At 40.7% G+C, this 20,162-nt stretch carries 18 protein-coding genes; 9 read left to right on the top strand and 9 right to left on the bottom strand.

Going from position 1 to position 20,162, the window contains the following annotated elements:
* Positions 1–32 precede the first annotated feature (32 nt).
* Positions 33–449 carry a hypothetical protein gene (locus A6749_RS22735; RefSeq protein WP_236719711.1) on the bottom strand — a complete coding sequence of 139 codons (417 nt, stop codon included), beginning with the start codon at positions 447–449 and terminating at the stop codon, positions 33–35.
* Positions 450–560: 111 nt separating this feature from the next.
* Here A6749_RS22735 and A6749_RS22730 point away from each other — a divergent pair, with 111 nt between their 5' ends.
* Positions 561–2,645, top strand: coding sequence for a peptidoglycan D,D-transpeptidase FtsI family protein (locus A6749_RS22730; protein ID WP_066397217.1), 2,085 nt, complete (start codon positions 561–563; stop codon positions 2,643–2,645).
* A gap of 253 nt (positions 2,646–2,898) precedes the next feature.
* Here A6749_RS22730 and A6749_RS22725 read toward each other — a convergent pair whose 3' ends face one another.
* The 3 genes from A6749_RS22725 to A6749_RS22715 are packed head-to-tail and all read right to left on the bottom strand — an operon-like array spanning position 2,899 to position 6,543.
* The gene (locus A6749_RS22725; RefSeq protein WP_084797936.1) at positions 2,899–3,354 is read right to left on the bottom strand and encodes a (2Fe-2S)-binding protein; all 456 of its coding nucleotides are present in this window, start codon (positions 3,352–3,354) and stop codon (positions 2,899–2,901) included.
* A 43-nt stretch (positions 3,355–3,397) separates the two neighbouring features.
* Positions 3,398–4,225 (bottom strand): FAD binding domain-containing protein, encoded by an 828-nt coding sequence (locus A6749_RS22720; protein WP_066397216.1) that lies wholly within the window; start codon positions 4,223–4,225, stop codon positions 3,398–3,400.
* Positions 4,225–6,543, bottom strand: a complete 2,319-nt coding sequence (locus A6749_RS22715) for a xanthine dehydrogenase family protein molybdopterin-binding subunit (RefSeq protein ID WP_066397215.1) — start codon at positions 6,541–6,543, stop codon at positions 4,225–4,227. Before A6749_RS22715 ends, A6749_RS22720 begins: the two co-directional genes overlap by 1 nt.
* Before the next feature lie 203 nt (positions 6,544–6,746).
* Between A6749_RS22715 and A6749_RS22710 the strand changes: the two genes are divergently transcribed.
* Together A6749_RS22710 and A6749_RS22705 are read left to right on the top strand one after the other, a co-directional pair.
* Positions 6,747–8,126: an MFS transporter gene (locus A6749_RS22710; protein ID WP_066397212.1), complete on the top strand. Its 1,380-nt coding sequence runs from the start codon at positions 6,747–6,749 to the stop codon at positions 8,124–8,126.
* A gap of 223 nt (positions 8,127–8,349) precedes the next feature.
* Positions 8,350–8,700 carry a hypothetical protein gene (locus A6749_RS22705; RefSeq protein ID WP_066397209.1) on the top strand — a complete coding sequence of 117 codons (351 nt, stop codon included), beginning with the start codon at positions 8,350–8,352 and terminating at the stop codon, positions 8,698–8,700.
* On the opposite strand, the gene A6749_RS22700 is transcribed toward A6749_RS22705, so the two are convergent.
* Positions 8,697–9,326, bottom strand: coding sequence for a TVP38/TMEM64 family protein (locus tag A6749_RS22700; protein WP_066397206.1), 630 nt, complete (start codon positions 9,324–9,326; stop codon positions 8,697–8,699). The two genes, A6749_RS22705 and A6749_RS22700, sit on opposite strands and share 4 nt — an antisense overlap.
* 225 nt (positions 9,327–9,551) lie before the next feature.
* Between A6749_RS22700 and A6749_RS22695 the strand changes: the two genes are divergently transcribed.
* Positions 9,552–10,700 carry a TIGR04053 family radical SAM/SPASM domain-containing protein gene (locus A6749_RS22695; protein ID WP_066397203.1) on the top strand — a complete coding sequence of 383 codons (1,149 nt, stop codon included), beginning with the start codon at positions 9,552–9,554 and terminating at the stop codon, positions 10,698–10,700.
* A gap of 85 nt (positions 10,701–10,785) precedes the next feature.
* On the opposite strand, the gene A6749_RS22690 is transcribed toward A6749_RS22695, so the two are convergent.
* Genes A6749_RS22690 through A6749_RS22680 form a run of 3 tightly spaced genes read right to left on the bottom strand, consistent with a single transcriptional unit; the run spans position 10,786 to position 14,312 of the window.
* Positions 10,786–11,886 carry a Ger(x)C family spore germination protein gene (locus A6749_RS22690; RefSeq protein WP_084797935.1) on the bottom strand — a complete coding sequence of 367 codons (1,101 nt, stop codon included), beginning with the start codon at positions 11,884–11,886 and terminating at the stop codon, positions 10,786–10,788.
* A complete protein-coding gene (locus tag A6749_RS22685; protein WP_066397201.1) occupies positions 11,883–12,953 on the bottom strand; it encodes an SLC5/6 family protein in 1,071 nt (356 codons plus the stop codon). Before A6749_RS22685 ends, A6749_RS22690 begins: the two co-directional genes overlap by 4 nt.
* A 24-nt stretch (positions 12,954–12,977) precedes the next feature.
* Entirely contained in the window at positions 12,978–14,312 is a 1,335-nt protein-coding gene (locus tag A6749_RS22680; protein ID WP_066397199.1) for a spore germination protein, read from the bottom strand.
* 162 nt (positions 14,313–14,474) lie between these two features.
* On the opposite strand from A6749_RS22680, the gene corA reads away from it, so the two are divergent.
* Entirely contained in the window at positions 14,475–15,425 is a 951-nt protein-coding gene (gene corA, locus A6749_RS22675) for a magnesium/cobalt transporter CorA (RefSeq protein ID WP_066397193.1), read from the top strand.
* Between the two features lie 67 nt (positions 15,426–15,492).
* Here corA and A6749_RS22670 read toward each other — a convergent pair whose 3' ends face one another.
* Positions 15,493–15,813 carry a hypothetical protein gene (locus A6749_RS22670; RefSeq protein WP_066397191.1) on the bottom strand — a complete coding sequence of 107 codons (321 nt, stop codon included), beginning with the start codon at positions 15,811–15,813 and terminating at the stop codon, positions 15,493–15,495.
* Between the two features lie 222 nt (positions 15,814–16,035).
* On the opposite strand from A6749_RS22670, the gene A6749_RS22665 reads away from it, so the two are divergent.
* The 4 genes from A6749_RS22665 to dltB all read left to right on the top strand — a co-directional run bounded on the left by A6749_RS22665 (position 16,036) and on the right by dltB (position 20,148).
* Entirely contained in the window at positions 16,036–17,085 is a 1,050-nt protein-coding gene (locus A6749_RS22665; protein ID WP_066397188.1) for a M42 family metallopeptidase, read from the top strand.
* Positions 17,086–17,311: 226 nt separating this feature from the next.
* Positions 17,312–17,461, top strand: a complete 150-nt coding sequence (locus A6749_RS22660; protein ID WP_066397187.1) for a teichoic acid D-Ala incorporation-associated protein DltX — start codon at positions 17,312–17,314, stop codon at positions 17,459–17,461.
* A 15-nt stretch (positions 17,462–17,476) separates the two neighbouring features.
* On the top strand, positions 17,477–18,994 hold the full coding sequence (dltA, locus tag A6749_RS22655; RefSeq protein WP_066397185.1) for a D-alanine--poly(phosphoribitol) ligase subunit DltA: 1,518 nt from the start codon (positions 17,477–17,479) through the stop codon (positions 18,992–18,994).
* A complete protein-coding gene (gene dltB / locus A6749_RS22650) occupies positions 18,991–20,148 on the top strand; it encodes a D-alanyl-lipoteichoic acid biosynthesis protein DltB (protein ID WP_066397180.1) in 1,158 nt (385 codons plus the stop codon). Before dltA ends, dltB begins: the two co-directional genes overlap by 4 nt.
* Positions 20,149–20,162: the final 14 nt, after the last annotated feature.

Below are 20,162 nucleotides of genomic sequence, written 5' to 3'. Positions count from 1 at the left end.
CCAATCCAAGCAAGCTGGAGGTTTTAGCATCGTTATCCTTTTTTAAAACTATTATTACTGGTACTTAGAGACTCAATGAGACTGAGGGTTTGAGAGGCCTGTTCGATCTGCTGCTGAACTTGTTCTAACTGCTGCTGCTGGGCGGTCGTTGCTTGCGTAACGGCGATCCCTTGCATTTGATTTAATTGCTGGGTAACCTGGCTTAGCTGCTGCTGTGCCTGCTGCAAGCCTTGGAAACTCCCCGTCTGAGCATTTTGCTGGATGGTAGTTGTAGCCTGCTGCATCGTTTGTAGTGCTTGCTTTTTCTGTGCTTCGAATTGCTGCTCCATCATCGTCTGATTTTCTTGAAGCCGCTGCTGTTGCTGAACCATTTTCTGCTGCTGAAAGGTTTGTGATTGTTGCTTCAATTGTGCTTGGCTGTTCTGCGATTGCCGCTGGTTATTCATCATTGTTCCCCCTTTCGGTGACCATAAGAATTTATAACTACATGTTTAGTTTTTTTAAACGGATTGAAATTTATCCATTCATCACCACGTATCCATGTAAAGGAAGTGAAACTGGTGGACAAACAGAAGAAGAAGACTTCCCATTTTCCCTTTCGGTTAAACATTCTATTTTTTACAGTATTCGTGCTGTTTTCTATCTTAATCTTACGTCTCGGCTTTATTCAAATTGTCCATGGGGAAAATTATAAAAAGGATTTAGAAAGAAAAGAGGATATTTCGGTCAGCAACCCTGTTCCCCGGGGAAAGTTATATGACCGTCATTTTCGGGTGATTGTTGGTAATGTCCCTAAAAGCGCAATTACCTTTACAAATCAAGGGTTTAGCCAAGCAGAGATGCTCAAAACAGCAGAACGATTAGCCCAATTAATTGAAAAAAACACCGATAAAATCACAAACCGAGATAAACGGGATTTTTGGATCCTTAAGAATCCTACCCTTGCCGATGCCAAAATTACAAAACAAGAAAAGGACTTATACGCCGCAAAAAAATTATCTGATTACGATTTGTATAAACTTAAATTGGAGCGGATTACCGATGTTGAATTAAACAAGTTTACCAAAAAGGACTTAGAGGTGCTTGCAATATTCAAGGAATTTACCAGCGGTTATAAATTCATTCCGCAAATTGTCAAAAATGACCATGTAACCGCAAAGGAATTTGCCTTTGTTAGTGAGAACCTTCAATCCCTCCCTGGTGTGGATACAACTACCGACTGGGAGCGTTCATACCCATTTGATACGACACTCAGGTCCGTATTAGGAAAAGTGACAAGATCCGAGGAGGGTCTGCCGGCGGAACAATTGCAATATTTTTTGGCGAGAGACTACCATCGAAATGACCGGGTCGGCAAAAGCCAGCTGGAATCTCAATATGAAGAAATTCTCCGCGGGTACAAAGCAAAAATTAAAAATATCACCGATAAAACCGGAAATGTTATTGAAACTCAACCGGTGATCGATGGTAGAATAGGCAAGGATCTTGTCCTGACCATCGATATGGATTTACAAAAGGCGGTAGATAAAATTGTCGAAGAAGAACTCACGAAGGCTAAACGCTGGCCTGGTACATGGCTGACTGACAGGGCATATGTGGTCTTAATGGAACCATATTCCGGTGATATTTTGGCCATGTCGGGAAAAAAATTAGTTCGAAATGGGAAAACCGGCAGGCCGGAAATGCAAGATGATGCCCTTGGCACCTTTACCACCACTTATAGTGTCGGTTCCACGGTTAAAGGAGCTACCATTCTAACCGGGTACAAAACGGGAGCCATTGTTCCCGGGACAGTGTTTGATGATGCCGGAATTAAAATTAAAGACACACCGATTAAAAAATCGTATGCCTATTTAGGAAGACTAAATGAAATTACCGCTTTAAAGAAATCTTCCAATGTTTATATGTTTCATACAGCAATTCAAATTGGTAAAGGGAATTATGAATATGATAAACCGCTTAATTTGACAAATAAAATGGCATTTGAAACCGTTCGTAATTCCTTTGCTTCTTTTGGTCTTGGAACACGTACCGGAATCGATTTGCCAAATGAACAAACCGGGTTTAAAGGACAAAGCAGGCTGCCAGGATATCTACTTGACCTTGCGATTGGCCAGTATGATACGTATTCCACGTTGCAGCTTGCCCAATATGTGTCGACCATAGCCAATGGGGGCTACCGAATGCAGCCGCATATTGTCAAAGAAATTCGCCGCCCTGCTGTAGGTAAGGAAAAACTTGGTCCGATATTGAAGGAAGTTTCACCCACTGTTCTTAATACAATTGATGCGAAAGAAGAGTGGCTGCACCGGGTTCACATCGGCTTTCACAAAGTAATGCAGGAGCCTGGCGGAACAGCTTACAAATTTTTCAAGGGGGCAAAATATGCCCCTGCCGGAAAAACAGGAACGGCCGAAGCTTTTTATGACGGCCCATTAAGGCATCGGTTCGGCAAGGTGCCGCCGCCTGTGATCAATTTAAGCTTGGTCGGCTATGCCCCGAGCACAAATCCCGAAGTAGCAATGGCTGTCCTTGTACCTTGGGCATACCAAGGGAAAGAGGACAATAAAGCCAACCTGAAAATCGGGCGCAGAGTTTTAGATACGTATTTCAAAATGAAACAGGGCTCATCCTTGACAGATTGAGCCCTGTTTTACGTTTATGTGACAATTGGAGGTGGTTATGCGACAATTAGATAGTGCCATCCAACAGTTAAACACTGTTATCCGACAGTTGCGCAACCCTATACGACAGTTAGTCACCTTTCTGACAGTAACATCCTTCTATCCGACAGTTAAACACCCTTATCCGACAGTTACGCAACCCTATACGACAATTAGTCGCCCTTCTGACAATAACATCCCTCTATCCGACAGTAACACCACCCCAACCGCCTGTTCAACCTTTTCTCAGCACCGATTTCACTGCTTTTTCAATCTCTATATAGCTCGTGCAACGGCAAATGTTTGATTCCAGCCATTCTTTGATCGTTCGATTGTCCGCGTCGGGATGCTGCTTCAACAATGAGTGACAATTCATGATAAATCCCGGTGTACAATAACCGCACTGAAAAGCAAATTCTTCAACAAAAGCCCGCTGGATCGGAGTATCATGCAGACCTTCAATCGTTATCACCTTTTTGCCCTCAGCTTCGACTGCCAGCATCAAACAGGATTTCATTGGCCAGCCGTCCACATTTATCGTGCAGGCACCGCAGTCCCCATTTAAACAACCTGGCTTTGACCCTGTCAGGCCAAGCTTTCCTCTTAAGGTAAAAAGAAGGGTATCCGAAGCACGGACCGTAACGGTATGAATTTCCCCATTCACATCTAAGGTGATTGTTTGTGGAGCCAAGTTTGTCTCACCATCCCTTACTCACAGTCGATTAAAATTCCTCTTACTCCAATGCTTCAAGTGCATCTTCCAACAAATTCCGTAACACAAATAGGCGATATTCCGCCGATCCTTCGACATCATCTAAAATAGGTTTTGGCAGCACCGATAATGCTCCGTCAATTCTTTCCTCCATCGAATAGCCCTGTCTGTTTAAATAGTCCTCAACCTTAAGGGATCGAAATGGAAATGGGCAAAGGCCGCTGATTGCAACCCGGATTGCCCCATCATTTTTTAAAGCAGCAATGGTAATTAACGGGTAGCCGGTATCCCATTGCTGACGACGTTTAACAGCATAAAACGGGGCTTCAATATACATGCGCTCGGTTGCTGTCTGCACAAGAAGCTCTCCTTTTTCCAATCTTAGCTGCTGATGAAAAATTTCCTTGATTGGAACCGTTTTTACTCCTTCTGGACCGACTATCACAACATAGCTGTCGGCAAGCAGCAATGGCAATACTGCTTCCCGGTAAAATATTTGCGCACATATATTGCCGCCTAAAGTTATTTTTCCCCGTGCCGTATGATCCGCCACCTCACTGGCAACCTTCGTTAACAGCGGAAAGTGATTCGCCTCCTCAATTTGCGTTAACGATAAGGCACTTCCTATCACCAAATAATCATCCTGAAACTGCATCATCTTGCATTCGGCAATTTTCTTAATATCAATCACGGCTTCTGCATAGGTTAAATCAATGCGGCCAAGCGTAATTAACTCCGTGCCACCGGAAAAAAAGATAGTCTTCTTCCCCTGCTGATCTAAAGATTGATATAAATCTATTGCCTCCTTTAAGGAGCCTGGCTGAAAATAATCAAAGTCAAACGGAAGCATTATTTAGCCGCCTCCTTTGCCCGCCAAATCAACTCCGGAATTAACGGTAAATGGTGCAATGACACACCCGCAGCAATGGACAGGGCATTTCCGAGCGCCCCCGGCATCCCCATTAAGCCATGTTCCCCGACACCGCGGGCGCCATATGGTCCATCAAGCTGGGGAGTTTCAACAAAGCCAACCAAATATTCTGGATTTTCCCCGTATCTAAGCGGCCGGTAGGTGCGAAACTGAGGATTTAGCACCCGGCCAAGCTCATCATAATAAAATGTTTCCCTCCCGGCGAAGGCAAGCCCCATACTCATTGCCCCCATTACCTGACCGATGGCCGCTTTCTCATTCATCACATTTCCGATGTCGACCACCGTGCAGGCCCTTATCAGCCTGTAGGTGTAATCTCTTTTATCAAACTCAATCTCCACAGCGTAAGCTGCAACCGTCCATTCCGGGCCAGGTCTCCCCGCTCCTGTCTCAGGATCCAAATAGGTAAGATGCCGCAAAATATAACTGCCCCGGCCTATAATTTGCTGGCCGATTGTTTCCCCATTAGGATACTTGTAGCCATAACCGATCTCTTTAAAATGCAGGCCGATAGAAGGGTCATCTCTTAAAAAAACGCGGCTGTTAGCGATTTCCAAGTCTTCCTTTGGTGCCTTCAACACGCAGGAGGCTATTTCTTTTAATTGCTGAATAACATCTTCTGCGGCCCGTAACACAGCCCTTCCACCCATAAACGTTCCCCTGCTGGCAACTGTTTTCCAATGTTCAGGTGTCGTCTGCGTATCGACTTCCATCCTGACATGAATCTGATCGACATCCATCTTCAAACGCTCTGATAGAATTTGAGCCAGAATGGTTTTCGTGCCTGTGCCAATTTCTACAACACCTGACATTAAATTAATCGAGCCATCACGATTAAACGTCAGGATAACCCCTGAAGGTGCATCGGTATCAATCGTAGAGGTTTTCCAGCTGCAACTGACTCCTTTTACCCGGATGAAACGTTCGTCTACTTCCTTAATAGCCCCTTCTTCCCAGCGTATTAATTCCTTAAGCTTATCAATACATTTCCTAAGGTTTCCAACATTACTCTTATTTAGCTTTACCCTTGTCGGAGTGGTATCCCCTGGCTTTATGGCATTAATATATCTAAGATCAAGCGGGTCGATATTTAGTTTTTGTGCCAGTAAATCCATTGTCCGTTCAATTGCAAACGACAGCTCGGAATGTCCGAAACCTCGAAAAGGAGCGGCATAAGTATGGTTTGTATACATACAGTACGAATCGCACCAAACGTTTTCTATATCATAAGGACCAGTACAATCTACAAGGCCCGCCCTCGATACATCCACCGCTTTATCTGAATATGCGCCGCCATCCCACCAATAGCTGATTTCAGCTGCCCTAATCCTTCCATTGCGGTCTACCCCCAATTTAACCGTCGCATCCAATCCAATATGACAGGCAGATGTAAGAATATCTTCTTCCCTTGAATTAAGCAGCTTGACAGGCTTTCCGCCAACTTCCTTCGAGGCTATATAGGCAAGCACCTCAAGCTGGACGGAGGCCTTACCGCCAAATGCACCGCCAACCAGGGGTGTACGGACGATGATCTTTCCCATATCCACACCAAAGTAATCGGCAATTAATCTTTTTGCCATAAATGGAGCCTGCGATGATGTGGTGATGATGATGGTGCCATCGGGCAAAATTTCCGCCGTCGAACATCGGGTTTCCATTGCCACATGATCCGAAGGTGTAAAGGAATAGCTTGCCTCGACCACTGTTTCACTTTCCGCCCAACCTTTATCCATATGCCCCTTGCGTATTTTATAATGGGTGGCGATATTGGTGCCTGGCACCGGATGGGAATCGGCTTCCTTTTTATATTCTCCCAAGCGTTCATGAACCAAAGGCGCTCCCTTTTGAAACGCCTGTGTTGGTGAATTGACGACGGGCAGTAATTCATATTGAATCTTGATTAAATCAGCCGCTGTTTGGGCCTGCGCCGGTGTATCAGCCACTACAAGAGCAACGGGCTCCCCGTGATAACGGACCTTATCTACCGCGATTGGCGGGCGATCACGGATGGCTTCACCCGTAAGCGGATAACGTTTACCGGCAATAATTGCTCTAACTCCAGGCACCTTCCATGCGTGAGACGTATCTATGCTAACGATTTTCGCATGACCATAAGGACTGATCACCATTTGGACTGACAACATTTTGCCGGTATGAACATCATTTGTATAGACCGCCCGTCCTGTCACCTTATCGGCTGCTTCCTTCCGAATAACGCTTTTTCCTATTACCTCCATAAGAATATCCCCCTCGCTGCAAACAAGCTGGGAAAAACCTCAGCAGATCAACTTTAACCCATATTAGACATAACATTTCTACTTTATTTATATTAAAAGGGAGGCTATTCCTAGAATGACTATTTACGTTTAAATTTTTTTGAAAAAATAATAGATGTCAGGATTATGGAAACAATTAGTTGTAGGAAAAGAATTATAAAGGAATGAACATCTTGAAAAAAACTCGTGCATTGTTTGTTACCGCTGTCGCTTCGGGAACGATGTTAAATCCCCTGAACTCATCGATGATTTCACTGGCGCTGCACAGCATACAAAAGGACTTCCAGTTGTCTTTTACGACTGTTTCCTGGTTAATTTCATCCTTTTACTTAGCCAGTGCTGTTGCCCAGCCGGTAACAGGAAAATTCGGTGATATCTTCGGCAGAAAAAAGACCTTTTTATTCGGTCTTGCCCTTGTCGCACTGTCCGCTCTTGGTGCCCCCCTATCCACCACTTTTCTCATGCTGCTTGTTATGCGTCTTGTACAATCTATTGGCAGCAGCGCTATTTATCCATCCGGAATGGCATTGATTCGTAACCATATTAAGGAACGGCAGGCTTCCGCCTTGGCGGTATTATCGATTTTTGCCTCGGCGATGGTGGCGCTTGGACCGACCATTGGCGGCTTTTTAATTGTCTGGGGCAATTGGCCAGCGATTTTCTGGGTGAATTTTCCGTTTGTTATTATCAGTTTCATACTTGGCTGGACCATGTTTCCTAAAGATGTAAAAAAGGACAAGGACACAATCAAAAAATTATTCTCTCATCTCGACTTCCTAGGCATCGGATTATTTGCTTTCGGAATGGTATTTTTCCTCTGGTTTTTATTATCCTTTGAAGAGAAAGTCCACTATCTGTCAGGAATTGCCGGGATCATATTTTTTCTTCTTTTTATTTTTTGGGAATTACGGGTAAAAGAGCCCTTCATTGATGTTAAAATCTTTAAATCTCACCCAAAGCTTACCTTGGTATATGTTCAATTCATCATCTTAAATATTTATTTCTACTGTTTATTTTTTGGACTTCCAAGTTATTTTCAGGAAGTCATGGGGCTGAGTGTTGAAAAAAGCGGGCTGATGATGTTATTTATGTCCGGCGTCAGCATCATCATTTCAACCGTTACAGGAAAATGGGTAGACAAATCAGGTGTTAACAAGCCGGTGATCGTCGGTGCAGGTATATCGGTAATCGGCGGACTATTGTTTACCTTTTTCTTTGTTGGCGCCGCTTATTTTTTGATTGGCCTCATTTTAGCGATTATGGGGTTAAGCTACGGGATTGGAAATGTGGTCCTGCAAGTAGCAATGCTGAATGAAAGTCCGAAGCCCATTATCGGTACCACTTCGGGATTATTTCAAACCTGCAGATATTTAGGTTCGATTTTCTCTTCTATCATCCTTGGATTAATTTTCGGGGAAGAAATTTTAGCGGAGAAAATGATCATCATTGGGGAAGTATTAATCGTTACCGGCTTGGTAAGCTTTTTCATGAGTCTGTGGTTTTCAAGAGGGAGAATTGTGACCTTAAAAATAAAACGCGCATGATTTTTTCTTAAACTATTAATCCTTCGTTCATAGTTTGTTCATATTTATTCGTTATGATATAAACATGGTTCAGAAAAGAACCTTTCAACCTCCACCCCCTTTATATAGATTTTTTTGGAAACGCCCGGCCTGAGAAGCCGGGTTATTTTTTTGATGTGTTAGCCGTCATGACTAATGAATATTTTTTCCAATCCCTGTCAATACCAGTAATGAGGTGTTGTATATGAAGGGAATATATTTAATAAATGACCGTCTTATCTTGAATGGGTTTTCCCAAGAAGAAAGTATTTCACTACAAAAGGAAGCGATTCTAAATTATATGTCGCAAAAAAATATAGAGATCTTAACATTAAATCCGTACCAGTTAAATGATTATTATACTAACTTTCATGCCTTACTATATGACCTTAAAATGAAGCAAAAGCAGTGGGACTGTTTCCTGTATTACTCTGATCATGTTGTAGAGGATTTTATTTATACATACCCAGCAAAATGGGTGATTTTAAAAAGTTTTTTTAATGAAGTCATTGCTGTTGAAAATCAAAACGACCTGAACATTCAAAGAGTTATCTAATTTGAGGACTTTTTCTCCATGCGGCGATAAACAATGACTAAATTAATTAGAAAAAGAATCAGAAGGTAGACACCATATAATCCTAATGAATAAAGCTTATTCTCATGAAAGGCCGCCCCCGCATAGGACAAAATCAAAATATTAGGGATTTTGCCAAGTGTCGATGCAGTAAAAAACGTCAGCCATTTCACGTGGCTCAGTCCGCAAATCAGGTTGACCACCGGTGAAGGAATGATTGGAATCAATCTGCAGGTTAAAATGGCAACAAATGAATTTCGGGTCAACAGCTTTTCATATTCCTGGACTTTAGGATATTTTAGCAGCTTCTCCTGGGCAAAATCCCTAAACCCATATCTGCTTAGTAAGTAAAACCCCATGGTCCCTGCCATCGCTCCGGATAAAGAGATAGCCGCTCCTTGCGCGGTCCCAAAGACAGCACCAATTACTCCGGCTAGCACTGGAAAGGGGACAACAGGAAAAAAGACACAAATCGCCACAAATAACATACTGATTGTGATTGCTATTGTTCCGCCCCCGTTGATTAAATTGAGTAATTCATCCTTTTGAAGATATCCAACTGTTACAATTAATAGAAACACCGCAATCGTTGTAAATCTTTTAATCATCTCTTCCCCCGCCAAGTTCTTTTCTATTAATCATACTATATTTTTTAAAAATTGTGGAAAATAACGGATAGTTGATAAGTACTTTTAACACTATTATAATAGGAAAAAATTTATAGTTTTGTAGAAATATTGTAACATTCATTCCATGCACGAATCATAGTCCAAATTATAATAAATCTATAGAATCAACTCAAATAGGTTTAAAAATACATAAGAAGCTTGGTGATGAACATGCAAGGAATTGGTAAAGGACACCCTCATGGAGCAGGAAAAGCAATTGATTATGACCAAAATCCGTTTATTGTAATTTGGGAAGTAACAAGGGCCTGTCAGTTAAAATGTGTCCACTGCCGCGCCGATGCCCAGCTTGCCGCTGACCCGCGCGAGCTGACGTATCAAGAAGGCCTTCAATTAATTGATCAAATATATGAAATGGATAATCCGATGCTTGTGTTTACCGGCGGCGATTGCATGATGCGGGAAGACTTATTTGACTTGGCCGATTATGCAGTTAAAAAAGGCATGCGGGTATCGATGACACCGAGCGCAACACCAAATGTGACAATTGAAAAAATGAAACAGGCAAAAGAGGTTGGTCTTTCCCGCTGGGGTTTTAGCCTTGATGGACCTACACCGGAAATTCATGACCATTTTCGCGGGACACCTGGTTCATTTGCACTTACGCTTGAGAAAATAAAATTTTTAAATGAACTGGAAATGCCATTACAAATTAATACTGTAATTTCACGCTATAATTATGATTCTCTTGAAGAAATGTCCAAGCTTGTTGCTGAACTTGGGGCGGTCATGTGGTATATATTTCTGCTTGTCCCAACCGGACGCGGGCAGCTGGACGCCTGCATTTCACCGGCAGAACATGAAAAGGTGTTCCGCTGGTTATATGAACTAAGCAAAACAGCTCCATACGATATCAAAACAACAGCGGCACAGCATTATCGCAGGGTGGTTCTGCAGCAAAAAACGAGGGAACATGTAATCGCTAAAGGCGAAATTCATTATGAGGATAGTATTACAACTGATTTTGCCTCAATGCATGACGGCTTAAAGCGTGCTCCAAAGGGAGTCAATGACGGCAACGGGTTCATCTTTATTTCTCATATTGGCGAGGTAATGCCGAGCGGGCTGCTGCCAATTGTCTGCGGCAATGTCAGAGCAACTCCGCTAGCGCAGATTTACCGGGAATCAGATGTATTAAAGCAGCTCCGCCGTCCCGACAACTATAAAGGAAAATGCGGCGTCTGCGAATATAATAATATCTGCGGTGGCTCCCGCTCCAGAACCTATGCCGTCACAGGCGACTACCTGGAAAGCGAACCATTCTGTGTTTACATCCCCCAAGCGCTGCGGCATTGAGGCATGGGGATGGTTCTCGTTTTTTATTCAACCTAAATAAAAGGCATTCCATACATTTATTTTGGGAATGCCTTTCCCAATTTCTCTATTCTATTAACCCCGTATCGGTTATTTGCACCTTCGTATCAACCTTAAAGGTAATATTCGGATAAATTTTCTTCCATTGCTCCCAATCATCATTATTAAAGGAACGGGCACGGTACCGAAGTCCAAAACCAAGCGGGTCAACATTTGCAGCTTGGATTTTTTTTAATAAATCCTTCATTTCCCTATTCATCGCTTTCTCAGCAGCTTTTTCAAATTCCCATAATTGACTATTTGAAACAAACCTATTGGTCTCCTCAAGTTTTCCCTGAACAGAAATCTTCACCGAAATATAAGGTTCTTTCCCTTTAGGTCGGATGATTTTATATTTCGCTTTTACTTTATTAGTATCAATCACTACTTTTGTTTTCCCTTTCGTAATTTTAATCGCGCTTTTTTCTTCTTTTGATTTTAAAAAATTTAACATCTTTGTTTCTTCCGGAGCAAGATGTATAATCATTTTACTTTTATTTAACAAACCGACTGTATTAATTTCAAATAACCCTTTTTGCGCTTCAATAATCGGCAAAATAGGGTCAATCCCCCGTTCAATTAACCGGTATTTGAAATCAAATAATAAGGATGGAATGATGTAGGGTGTTTCCGATCCATCTTTTCCCAACGCCAGAAATAAGGCGTTTGATGGGAGCTGTTCAGATTTTGGTTTTACTTTTAAAACCTCAAGCGCGCTCGGTTTGCCAATTGCGACCCAGGCAATCCCCTGAATATCACGTCTTCTTGGGAACCAATAATATATTCCGGCATTTCCTGTGGTTTTTACAACATCTTCACTAAGGACAATCACTTTGGCATGGCTGAAATCAATTTCTTTATCTACCTTTGTCTTCAGAATCCTTACCGCTTCAGACATGGAATCCGCGGCTTCCGAAACAATACTGAATTCATTCGGCTGATCCTTTGAGGCGCTGGGGATCGCAAACTTGAGACTGACAAGGTATTTTTTTGAACTGTTTTTGGCTAGATCCACACCAATACTGACAACAAACAGACGTTTATCAATATCTTTAAAGCCGCAGCCGCCTGCTAAAAAAACAGCCATTAAAACAAGGCAAAACATTTTCCATTTACGAATAGTGATCATCCTGTCTTCCTCCTTGCCCAAAAGAAAAATCCCCCCACAACAATTATTTCTAAACTAAAGCGGACAATCATCCAATAATTCGTAATTCTATCTAACAGTAGCGTATTGAAAAATATCGCACCTGCAATAGCACAGCAAGCAAAGACTGACAACATGATCCAGTCCTTTTTTATACTTTTTTTATAAGTGCCCTTTAGCAGTTCATAAGCAACATGCCAATAGACAGAAACGCTCATCAGCGTAATCCCCATATAAAAGATTAAAAAGATAAAGATCACCCGTTCAATTGGACTATAGACAAGCCGAAGAGAATCGGCAGTTGAAATCCATGGATGAAGATATTCCTGAGCACCGTCAGCCCCGTGAAATCCGATTGGAATAAAAAAGGTCGTAAACAAATTAAACAGACCCATAAAAATAACAACAAAAAAATTCCAAGCTTTTAACTTCCCTTTAATTATCCGATTGAAAATAAGGAGATTAGTATAGCCAGAAAAGACATACACCGCCGCTGCAATCGATCTTAGACTTGGCATCGCAAACAGATGAGTTCCAACTTCTAGGATGGAGTCCCAAACTAAATACTCACTTGTAAATGCCTTAAATATGATAAATACAATTAATGGTGTGTTTAAAAAAAGAACAATTTCCAATAAATACATGACCCTGTCTGTTGGAAACCGGATGATCAGTAAAATTCCAAATAAAAAAATCGATATTATAAATAGAAATGGCATTTCGGGATTGACAAATCTTCTTAAGATATCAACAAATCCCAATAAAGATATTAAACCTGCTGAGAATGTCGTCAGCGAAATAATTCCAAAAAGAAGAGTGATTAACCAGCGTTTCCCTACTGCAGCGGCAAAAATCTCCGGAAATCCTTTTTCAGGAAACTTTGTAATTGCTTTAGTGAACATTATATTTAAACCGAATCCGATAGGGATAGCAATCAGCACCCCCATTACTGCACCATTGTAGCGATACTCAAGCAAGATTTTCGGCACAAACATAATGACATTGATCAGCATATTTATCAGAATTAAATATAAATAATAACGATTCATGCGCCCTCCCTCCTTAATTATTCCCTATTCCTTATGAGGTTTACTTTGTACTAAAGTGAGGAACGGCTCACCAAAACTATCAAGCTTCACTAAGTAAGCAATAAAGATAAAAAAACCAATCACAACGCCAACTAAGCCAAAAAAGGTTGCAGACGCCAAAATGAAATATTTTACAACCCTGACTGAAAAACTAAAGGCATTGATCGGTACAACGAAGTTCGAGATAGCCACCGCCGATACAATGATAATCATGATATTACTAACGAGTCCGGCCTCAGTTGCGGCCTGCCCTAGGATTAAACCGCCTACCGTTGTTGCCGTCGGACCGATCGCTTTCGGCAGGCGAATACTGGCTTCAGTCAGCATCTCCATCATAAACAGCATCAACAGCACTTCTATGAATGATGGATAGGGCACCGCATTCCTGCTCCCGGCTATTGATAATGCCAGCTGCACCCGGTAAATCTCCGGATTATAGCTTGTTGTTGCCACATAAAGCCCCGGCAGACAAACACTAATAATAAATCCGATGTAACGAAGCAGCTGCAGAAATCTCCCAACCCAATAGGTTTGGTAAATATCCGCCATCGATGCCATAAAATCCTTCATAACCGTCGGCAATACAACGGCAAAAGGCGAGCCCGCAACAAGCAAAATCACTTTTCCAGTTGCAAGGTTGACAGCTACCCTATCAGGCCTCTCCGTTACCAGCATTAACGGAAACAGCGCCCTGTTGCTTTTTTTAATTGAATCCAAAAGTTGCTCACCTGATTGAAACATTTGAATATCAAGCGAAGATAAAAAAGCTTTTATCCGCTTCAACGTATCGGGATCTGCATATCGTGTATCATGAAGAATTATTACCTCTGTTTTTGAAATCTTTCCAACTGTCAATCCTTCAACATTTAAATAAGGCTCCGGATACCGTTTCCGAATCAGTCCCAAATTGGTCGGAAGACTTTCACTCAATCCTGACTGCGGCCCTTGAATTGTTGTTTCCACCGTCGTATCTAAAACCGAATTATTCCGGTCTACTTTACTATCAAAAAGCAAAACGGAATCCTGATAAAAAAGGATTGCCACACCATTTAAAAAATCATTAATCGCCTTTTCTTCCGTCTCGTATGATTTTATTTGCGGAATGGATTCAAGATAGTTTTTGAATTCATCCGGATGCTGCTGCTCAAAAAAAGGCTTGAATAATTTATCATGCAGGACAGCCTCATCACTAATGGTCTTAATATAGAAGGATTCCATATATTTTTCTTTTGTGTGCAATTCCTTAAAGACTACATCTACCGCCTTTGGAATTTTGCTTTTCAATTTTTCTTTGATTTGTTCCACTTCAATTGTCGGCATGTCTACAACCTCTCAAATACCAGCTTGTCTTTCTACCTTCCCTCATCATCTGGTATTTTATGCAAAAAGTTGATTGCTATAACAATCACTTAGGACTGTTATTTGACATCGATTTCATAATGTTGTTATGCTTGATTTACTTAACTGATTCGGGGAGTATTTATGATTAGAACATTAGCAATTACAAAAGATCATGAGGTTATTAAAGATATCGACATTGAGAGGCTGCTAGGCGGGGACTATCTTTGGTACTGGATTGATTTTAATGAGCCTTCAGAAGCGGAAATAGACGTTCTTCGGGAACCGTTAAATTTCCATCCGTTAGCGATTGAAGACTGTATCTTTACTTTACAGCGGCCAAAGCTTGACTATTATGATGGCTACACCTTCTTTGTCACCCAAGCCCTTAATCAGGGGGATATAACTAGAGAGGAAATAGATTTCTTCCTCAGTGAACATTACGTTGTTACCTTTCATCATAAACCATCAAAGGAAATTAATGAGGTCTGGGTCCGGTTAAGTGAAGCTGGTGATACAAAGAAATGGGACCCCTCACATGTCTTATATAATATAATTGATAAAATGGTGGATAATTATTTCCCCCCCGTTTACCAAATTGAAGATAAGTTAAATGAAATTGATGAGAATTCAAAAGGAAGAACGATGGAAGTGCTGCTTGAGGATTTATTTGATACCCGGCATGATCTTCTATCATTACGGCATACGATTACACCAATGAGAGATCTAGTATACCGAATTCTCAACTCACAGCGAATGACTTATATCCATGGAAAAAAGGAGTATTTCTCCGATATTCATGACCATTTGCTTAAATTAACGGAAATGATCGAGGCAAGCCGCGAGTTAACAACAGATATTCGCGACAGTTATATATCCATCAATTCACATCAAACAAATCACGTAATGAAAGTCCTTACTGTGATTACCACAATCTTTATGCCATTAACCTTTATCGTCGGCTTATATGGAATGAATTTTCACTATATGCCCGAATTAAACTGGCGATACGGCTACTTTGGAACACTAATTGTCATGTTTTTAATTGCTTTAGGAATGTCCTGGTGGTTTTATAAAAAAGGCTGGTTTAAATAGGAAAAGGGTGTCAGGCACCATGTGAATTTTTCACATGGTGCCTGACACCCTTCAATATTTTCTTTATTTACTTCGGTTCTCTCCAATTTTCATAGACTACGGTGCCGCCGGTTAAGTCAATCGTATTGAGGTCACCTTCGTAATACATTTTTCCATCCTTTTCAACGATTAAATTGTCAAACGTATACACCTTTTGACCGTTTGGAAGGTTAATCACTACTTTTTTTCCCAGTTCCTCTGTTGGTGCTTCAATTTTGATTGAATCCTGATAGAAATGCCATAATCCCAAAACCCCTGATGCTACAATCATGCATGTAACGATGAAAAGAAATAGACCCTTCCATGGCAATTGCTTCGGCTTTTGGCGGTATAATTCAGTTCTGGTCACTTTTCCCCTCTCCCTTGCTCATTGGAGATTTTCCAACTACTATTTAAAATAGTTTGAATACTCCCATTTATCTCCAGATTCTAACCATTTTATTCCTTAAAAAATCAATCACTACCTATCCTATGCGGCAAATGAAAAAAGTTGCTCATTCAAGCTTTATTAACATGAATTTTTCCATTAGATGTATAATAGAAAAGAATAAATTTTGAGAGGAGAAGAATAATGGCTTACCCAAATACGGAAGAAACATTTTCATTATTAAAAGACCTTGTATCCATCCCAAGCCCATCAGGTAACACCAAAGAAGTGATTACCTATGTCGAAAAATTCCTTGCTGAGCTTGAAATTCAAACAAGAAGAAACCGTAAAGGCGGCTTAATTGCCACACTTGAAGGTAAGGATAGCAGCAGGCACCGGATGTTAACGGCTCATGTCGATACACTTGGGGCAATGGTAAAGGAGATCAAACCAAGCGGCAGATTAAAAATTGATTTAATTGGCGGCTTCAAGTACAACTCTATAGAGGGCGAATATTGCCAAATTGAAACAAGCAGCGGCAAAAAATATACCGGGACAATTCTTATGCATCAGACATCTGTCCATGTATATAAAGATGCCGGCAAGAAAGAACGCAACCAAGAAAACATGGAAATCCGCATTGACGAAAAAGTACATACTGCTGAAGAAGTCCGCGCCCTTGGTGTTGAGGTCGGTGATTTTGTCTCATTTGACCCGCGTGTTGAAATTACACCAAGCGGATACATAAAATCTAGGCACCTCGATGATAAAGCAAGCGTGGCGATTTTGCTGCAATTAATAAAACAAATCAAAGCGGAAAACATCCTTTTACCATATACAACCCATTTCTTAATCTCAAATAATGAAGAAATAGGGTATGGCGGTAACTCCAATATTACACCGGAAACGGTTGAATACCTGGCTGTTGATATGGGGGCAATGGGTGACGGACAATCTACCGATGAATATACCGTTTCTATTTGTGTAAAAGATGCAAGCGGCCCGTACCATTATGAGTTGCGCAAACATCTAGTCCGCCTTGCTGAAGAACATAACATCGAATACAAGCTGGACATTTACCCTTTCTATGGCTCCGACGCTTCCGCAGCCATTCGTTCAGGTCATGACATTATTCATGGGTTAATAGGACCTGGTATCGATTCGTCTCACGCATTTGAGCGGACTCATCAAACATCAATAGAAAATACAGCAAAGCTTTTATATCATTACATTCAGTCTGATTTAATTCAATAACCCTTTATAATTTCATGTATAAATAGACTGTTCACCGGACAGTCTTTATTTTTTTACAAAAATATATTTAAGACATTTTTAATCTTTTTTTCATTGCAATAAACAGAAAATCCCAGTATGATAAAAAAGTCAGTTTAAAGGGGAATATATGTAAATTAATTGGATATTATGACAGACAGTTTCGACGAAAATCGACTTGTAGCTAAATAATTTGGGGGCTTTAACAATGTTTCAAAGAATAATAGGGTTCTTTAACAATCAAAATGTAAAGTGGCTGGGCAGGTTTGGTTATTATTTGCTCATCTTACTTTTATTATTTTTTATGTATGGCTTTAATGATGCAAGCTCAGGTTCCTATATTTACAACGACTTTTAGAGGGAGGCGGTTACTATGGAACTATTAAACTCAATTAGAAGCTTCTCAACTTCAAATCCTGATCAGCTTGCCTATATTTCTCCAACCGAAGAAATCACTTATGGCAGCCTTTGGCAGCAATCAGATCAAATAGCCGCATTTCTATTACAAGAAAATCTTAATCAAGACTTGCCTATTTTAGTTTATGGACATATGAATGCTTCGATGATTACATCCTTTTTAGGCTGTGTAAAAGCGGGATTTTCTTATATTCCCGTCGATCTTTCGATTCCAATTGAAAGAATCATAAAAATACTTAATAGTTCACAGGCCGAATTGATCATCAATACATCTAGCCAAGAACTGACTTTGGATAATTTTACAATTTCCACCCTGCATTATGAAACTATTCTAGCAAAACAACTTTCAGAAATGGAAATGGGCCCAGCTTCATGGGTATCAGGTGATGATAATTTTTATATTATCTATACATCCGGAAGCACCGGTAATCCAAAAGGTGTGCAGATTTCAGCCAATAATCTGCAAAGCTTTGTTGATTGGATGGTTGGCGACTTTCCAATCCAAGGAAACCTTAGATTTTTAAATCAGGCGCCGTATTCGTTTGACCTATCAGTCATGGACCTCTATCCTGCTCTAGCAAGCGGGGGTACGATTTTTGCGATTACAAAAGAAATGATTGCGAAACCGAAACTATTATTTGATGCACTTGCTGTTTCAAAAACACAGGTTTGGACATCGACGCCATCTTTTGTGCAAATGTGCCTAATGGATCCAACATTTAAGGAAGAACTATTACCGGAGCTTCGGGTATTTTTATTTTGCGGTGAAATCTTACCAGTTTCAATTTGCCGTCTATTGAACGAACGATTTCCCAAGGCCCAAATTTTCAATACCTACGGACCGACAGAAGCAACAGTTGCTGTCACTTCTATCGAGGTTACAGCTGGGATGCTGGAAACTTATCAAAATCTGCCGATTGGAAAAACAAAAGGAGATACCCGCATCTTAATTGTGGATGAGAATGGCCTGCCTGTTCAGCCGGGAGAAAAAGGCGAAATGATGATTGTTGGGCCGAGCGTAAGTAAGGGGTATTTAGGACAGCCAGAGCTGACTAATAAATCCTTTTATCTCTACAACGGTGAACAAGCTTATCGAACAGGTGATGCTGCCTATATAAATGAGGACGGGCTGATTTTTTACAAAGGGAGAATCGATTTTCAAATCAAACTACATGGCTATCGAATGGAGCTTGAAGAGATAGAACACCATATTGCCAATTGTCAATATGTCAAATCAGCAGCCGTTATTCCAATTTATCAAGATGAAAAGGTGGAATATCTACTGGCAGCGATCATTCCGGAACGCCATGAATTTGAAAAAGAATATCAGCTGACAAGCGCGATTAAAAAGGAACTTGCCGATGTCCTCCCTGCTTATATGATTCCTAGAAAGTTCGCCTATTATGAGGAGCTTCCAATGACAGCGAACGGAAAAATGGACCGAAAAAAATTTAGGGAAATGGTATTGCAATGACACCTTATGGTTCTTTTACATTCTTTTTCATTCTGGCAATTCTATTAGCACCAACAGTCATCCTTGGCTTACTAGGAAAAAAAGTTCATAGCTACAATATGTTTGTAACGGTGATTGCGCTTGGCATCATCTTTGCTTCATCACTGCAGCAGGCGATTGCTTTAATTGCCTTTACCATCTGGCAAGTAGTATTAATCAAGTCATACATCCGTTACCGAAAAAAGAGCAATAGTGATTTCATCTTTTATTTAACAGTGGTTTTATCACTTGTTCCATTAATACTTTCGAAGCTGCTGCCGTATTTTTCAACCATCACGTTTATTGGTTTCCTGGGTATCTCTTATTTAACCTTCAAGGGAACACAATTGGTGATGGAAACAAGGGACGGACTGATCAAACAAGACCTTCCCCTTTATCGATTGCTATATTTTATTCTATTCTTCCCGACCATCTCGTCAGGTCCAATTGACCGTTACCGTCGTTTTGCGAAGGATTTGGAAATCGAAATTTCGAGAGAAGAATACAAGTTATACTTGTATGAAGGAATCAATAAGATTTTTCGAGGATTTTTATATAAGTACATTATCGGGTATTCTATTAATTACTATTTCATTAGCAAATTAAAATTTATTGCCCATAGTCCGTTTGAACATCATCTCTATTATATGTACGCCTACAGCTTGTATCTCTTTTTCGATTTTGCCGGCTATAGTGCGTTTGCGATTGGTGTCAGCTATATCATGGGAATCAAATCTCCGGAGAATTTTAATAAGCCATTTATCAGCCGGAATATTAAAGATTTCTGGAATCGCTGGCATATGAGCCTTTCCTTCTGGTTTAGGGACTATGTATATATGAGATTTATTTTTTGGATGACTAAGAAGAAATGGATTAAAAACCGTAACACACTTTCAAACCTTGGTTATATTCTTTTGTTTTTGTTAATGGGCTTCTGGCACGGGCTTGAAGCACAATATATTATTTATGGTATTTATCATGCCTTATTAATGGTAGGATACAATACATTTGAACGTTTTAATAAAAAGCATAAGTGGTGGCCGCAAAACAAATGGACACATGCTATTTCTGTTATTATAACGTTTCACTTTATCTGCCTAGGCTTTTATATTTTCTCAGGGTATTATTTTAATTAAGGAGTTTGATTAAG

Origin of the sequence: Neobacillus mesonae (assembly GCF_001636315.1) — a bacterium.
Classification (GTDB): Bacteria; Bacillota; Bacilli; order Bacillales; family Cytobacillaceae; genus Neobacillus; species Neobacillus mesonae.
The sequence above is the reverse complement of the archived record's forward strand: the minus strand, read 5'-3'. Positions and strand labels throughout refer to the sequence as shown.

What these genes read in the sequence shown, in the direction of transcription:
- A6749_RS22735 (WP_236719711.1), bottom strand. Translation starts at nt 449, where the DNA reads ATGATGAATAACCAGCGGCAATCGCAGAACAGCCAAGCACAATTGAAG.
- A6749_RS22720 (WP_066397216.1), bottom strand. Translation starts at nt 4,225, where the DNA reads ATGCTTCCGTTTGACTTTGATTATTTTCAGCCAGGCTCCTTAAAGGAG.
- A6749_RS22715 (WP_066397215.1), bottom strand. Translation starts at nt 6,543, where the DNA reads ATGGAGGTAATAGGAAAAAGCGTTATTCGGAAGGAAGCAGCCGATAAG.
- A6749_RS22710 (WP_066397212.1), top strand. Translation starts at nt 6,747, where the DNA reads ATGAACATCTTGAAAAAAACTCGTGCATTGTTTGTTACCGCTGTCGCT.
- A6749_RS22705 (WP_066397209.1), top strand. Translation starts at nt 8,350, where the DNA reads ATGAAGGGAATATATTTAATAAATGACCGTCTTATCTTGAATGGGTTT.
- A6749_RS22700 (WP_066397206.1), bottom strand. Translation starts at nt 9,326, where the DNA reads ATGATTAAAAGATTTACAACGATTGCGGTGTTTCTATTAATTGTAACA.
- A6749_RS22695 (WP_066397203.1), top strand. Translation starts at nt 9,552, where the DNA reads ATGAACATGCAAGGAATTGGTAAAGGACACCCTCATGGAGCAGGAAAA.
- A6749_RS22690 (WP_084797935.1), bottom strand. Translation starts at nt 11,886, where the DNA reads ATGATCACTATTCGTAAATGGAAAATGTTTTGCCTTGTTTTAATGGCT.
- A6749_RS22685 (WP_066397201.1), bottom strand. Translation starts at nt 12,953, where the DNA reads ATGAATCGTTATTATTTATATTTAATTCTGATAAATATGCTGATCAAT.
- A6749_RS22680 (WP_066397199.1), bottom strand. Translation starts at nt 14,312, where the DNA reads ATGCCGACAATTGAAGTGGAACAAATCAAAGAAAAATTGAAAAGCAAA.
- corA (WP_066397193.1), top strand. Translation starts at nt 14,475, where the DNA reads ATGATTAGAACATTAGCAATTACAAAAGATCATGAGGTTATTAAAGAT.
- A6749_RS22665 (WP_066397188.1), top strand. Translation starts at nt 16,036, where the DNA reads ATGGCTTACCCAAATACGGAAGAAACATTTTCATTATTAAAAGACCTT.
- A6749_RS22660 (WP_066397187.1), top strand. Translation starts at nt 17,312, where the DNA reads ATGTTTCAAAGAATAATAGGGTTCTTTAACAATCAAAATGTAAAGTGG.
- dltA (WP_066397185.1), top strand. Translation starts at nt 17,477, where the DNA reads ATGGAACTATTAAACTCAATTAGAAGCTTCTCAACTTCAAATCCTGAT.
- dltB (WP_066397180.1), top strand. Translation starts at nt 18,991, where the DNA reads ATGACACCTTATGGTTCTTTTACATTCTTTTTCATTCTGGCAATTCTA.